This window comes from uncultured Caballeronia sp., assembly GCF_964243625.1.
GTDB lineage: Bacteria > Pseudomonadota > Gammaproteobacteria > Burkholderiales > Burkholderiaceae > Caballeronia.
Map to the genome: position 1 here is coordinate 1 of NZ_CAXTGZ010000645.1, position 3,371 is coordinate 3,371.

Annotated in this window: 3 protein-coding genes; 2 read left to right on the forward strand and 1 reads right to left on the reverse strand. The window is 64.0% G+C overall.

Annotated features, from left to right (window positions below; translation table 11 throughout):
- The first annotated feature begins 2 nt into the window (after nt 1–2).
- Together ACFFAR_RS28585 and ACFFAR_RS28590 are read left to right on the forward strand one after the other, a co-directional pair.
- Entirely contained in the window at nt 3–1,166 is a 1,164-nt protein-coding gene (locus ACFFAR_RS28585; protein ID WP_375508942.1) for a multidrug effflux MFS transporter, read from the forward strand.
- Between the two features lie 55 nt (nt 1,167–1,221).
- Nucleotides 1,222–3,024: an ABC transporter transmembrane domain-containing protein gene (locus ACFFAR_RS28590; protein WP_174365149.1), complete on the forward strand. Its 1,803-nt coding sequence runs from the start codon at nt 1,222–1,224 to the stop codon at nt 3,022–3,024.
- A gap of 23 nt (nt 3,025–3,047) precedes the next feature.
- Here the strand turns inward: ACFFAR_RS28590 and ACFFAR_RS28595 are convergent.
- Nucleotides 3,048–3,371: helix-turn-helix domain-containing protein (locus ACFFAR_RS28595; protein ID WP_174365148.1), on the reverse strand; the 324-nt coding region annotated here is incomplete at its 5' end.

Sequence of the window (3,371 nt, forward strand, 5' to 3'; positions counted from 1 at the left end):
TCATCACCGCCGTTGGCCCGTTCGCCATCGATATGTATCTTCCCGCGCTTCCTTCAATAGGCGGTGCGCTTCACGCAACCCCCAACGAAGTGCAGTTGAGCCTGATGATGTTCTTTGTCACGCTCGGGGTTTGCCAGCTCGTCTACGGACCGCTCGCCGACATGTTCGGTCGCAAGTTGCCCATCTACGTGGGCCTCGCGATCTTCACGGCGGGCAGCGTGGGCTGTGCGTTCGCGCCGGACGTGCATGTGCTGACGGGCTTTCGCGTGTTGCAGGCGCTCGGTGCATGCGCGGGAATGGTCGTGCCGCGCGCCATCGTACGTGATCTGTATACGGGACACGACGCCACGCGCCTGATGTCGCTGCTGATGCTGGTCGTGAGCGTATCGCCGATCCTCGCTCCGTTGACGGGCAGCATCATCATCGCGGCGTTCGGGTGGCGCGGCGTGTTCTGGGCGCTGACGGTCGCGGGCGGTGTTGCGTTCGTGCTCGCCGCCACGCAACTGGAAGAGACGCGCGAGGCGCATCATCGTGCCGACAGTTCCTGGGCCAGCGCGTTTGCGGGTTATCGAAAGTTGCTGACCGATCCATCGTTCCTGGGGCTGACGCTGGTCGGAGCGTTCGGCCTGTCGTCGTTTTTCGTTTATCTGGCGAATGCGTCGTTCGTGATCATCGACCACTATGGTTTGACGCCGACCATGTTCAGCCTCTGCTTCGCGCTCAATGCGGCGGCGTTCTTCGGCGTGAGCCAGTTGACCGCGCGGCTGACCGCCAAGTACGGCCTGCCGCGCGTGATTCGCGTCTCGGTCTCGGGCTTCGCGCTTTCCATGAGCATCCTGGCCGTCCTGTTCCTCGCCGGCGCCGATAACCTGCCGCTGATGATGCTGTTCCTGTTTATCGGCTATGGGTTCCTTGGGCTGGTGATGCCCACTTCCGCGGTGTTGTCGCTCGAACATCATGGTGCGATCGCGGGGACGGCTTCGGCATTGATGGGCGCGTTGCAGTTCGTGGTCGGCGCGGCCGTGATGGCGCTCTCGGGTCTGGTCACGAACGGCGCGCCAAAGCCGATGGTGGTTTGCATTGCACTGTCGGCGATTACCGCCTTCGTGTTCGCGCACGTCACATTGCGCGCGGAACACTTCCGCATGCCGGCAGCGGCGGAGTAGGGTCGTCACGCTGCGCTGGCACAATGCTTGGGACATCGCACCAATCGGGAAACTCATGCCGCACGCTGTCCCTTCATCATCGTCAACGTCTGCGCCGCCTTCGCGGGCCGTCGAACCGCTGTTTGCGCTTTTCCCCTTCCTGCGTCCTTACGCCGGACGATGGGCGCTTTCTTTCCTCGCGCTGATCACCTCGGCGGGCGCCACGCTGGCGTTGCCGGTGGCGTTCAAATACCTGATCGACCGGGGCTTCGCCGGGGGCGACCGCGCGCATATCGATCGATATTTCCTCGCGCTGTTTGTGGTGTCGCTGGTGCTGGCAGGCGCCACGGCGGCGCGCTTTTATCTTGTATCGTGGCTGGGCGAGCGGGTCACCGCCGATCTTCGGCGCGCGGTCTACGACCACATGCTCGGCATGAGTCCGCAGTTCTTCGAAACCACGCAAAGCGGAGAGGTCCTGTCGCGGCTCACGGCCGACACCACGCTCATCCAGACCGTCGTCGGAACCAGCCTTTCCATGGGACTGCGCAACTTCTTCCTGCTGACCGGCGGCGTGGCGATGCTCGCGGTGACGAGTCCCGTGCTGTCGGGTTATATCATTGGCACGCTGGTCGTAGTGATCGCGCCGATCCTTATCTTCGGGCGGCGTGTGCGGCGGCTTTCGCGTGCGAGCCAGGACAAGATCGCGAACGCAAGCGCGCTGGCGGGCGAGGTCCTCAACGCCATGCCGACCGTACAGTCGTATGCGCAAGAGCCGTTCGAGGCGCGGCGGTTTGGCGGCGCGGTGGAACTTGCTTTTGAAACGGCACTCACGCGGATTCGGGCGCGCGCGTGGTTGACGGCGGTCGTGATCGTGCTCGTGTTTACCGCGATCGTGTTCGTGCTGTGGCTTGGCGCGCAAGCGGTGCTGGCCGGGCGCATGACTGCAGGCCAGCTTTCCCAGTTCATCCTTTATGCGGTGTTCACGGCCGGCGCCGTCGGCGCGCTCGCCGAAGTGTGGGGCGATCTGCAACGGGCCGCCGGCGCCACCGAACGGCTTTTGCAATTGCTGTCATCGCGCTCGCCGGTCACGCAGGCCGGCACGACCATCCCGCTGCCCGCGCAAGGCGAGGGCATCCGCTTCGATAACGTGAGTTTCTCGTATCCGTCGCGTCCCGGCATAGCGGCGCTTTCGGGTATCACGCTGAACGTGCGCTCGGGTGAACATGTTGCGCTGGTCGGGCCTTCGGGCGCCGGCAAGACCACGTTGTTCCAGTTGCTGCTGCGCTTCTACGATCCGCAGACCGGCGCCATCCTGATCAACGGCGTGCCAACGCGCGATGTGCCCCTCGCCGATCTGCGCAAGGAGATCGGCGTCGTACTGCAGGAATCGGTGATCTTTTCGGGCAGCGTGCTCGACAACATCCGCTACGGCGCGCCTGACGCCACGCTCGAACAAGTGCAGCGCGCGGCCGGCATGGCTGCGGCGGCGGGGTTTATAGAAGCATTGCCGCAAGGCTACGAGACGTTTCTCGGAGAGCGCGGCGTGCGCTTGTCCGGCGGACAGCGGCAGCGCATTGCGATTGCGCGGGCGATCCTGAAGAACCCGCCCATCCTGTTGCTCGACGAAGCAACCAGCGCGCTCGACGCAGCCAGCGAACGCCTCGTGCAACAGGCACTGGATAACGCTGCACAGAACCGGACGACGCTCGTCATCGCGCATCGGCTTGCAACGGTGCAACAGGCGGATCGTATCGTCGTGATGGAACACGGGCACATTGTTGCGCAGGGCCGTCACGCCGACCTGCTTCTAAGCTCGCCGCTTTATGCGCAGCTTGCCGCGTTGCAGTTCGGAAGTGCCGAGATGCCTTTGCATCAGTAAGCGCGTGACGCAGACGTGAGTCCCTACGCAGTGACGGTGGTTTCGCGGTCGCCATACGAGGCTGCCACCGCGCCATGTCCACGGCTGTACTGCCGGGGTGAACAACCCATCACGCGTTTGAACGCGGTACTGAACGCGCTTTCGGATTCGTACCCAAGCGATTGCGCAATCGATGAAACCGGCGCGCCCGAGTTCGTCAGCCGGTCGCCGGCGAGCAGCATCCGCCAGCGCGTCAGATAGTCCATCGGCGAGACGCCGACTGTCTTCTTGAACTTGAGTGTGAAGACCGTGCGTGACATGCCGGCGCGCTCGGCGAGCGACTGCAATGTCCATCGGCGGGAAGGGTC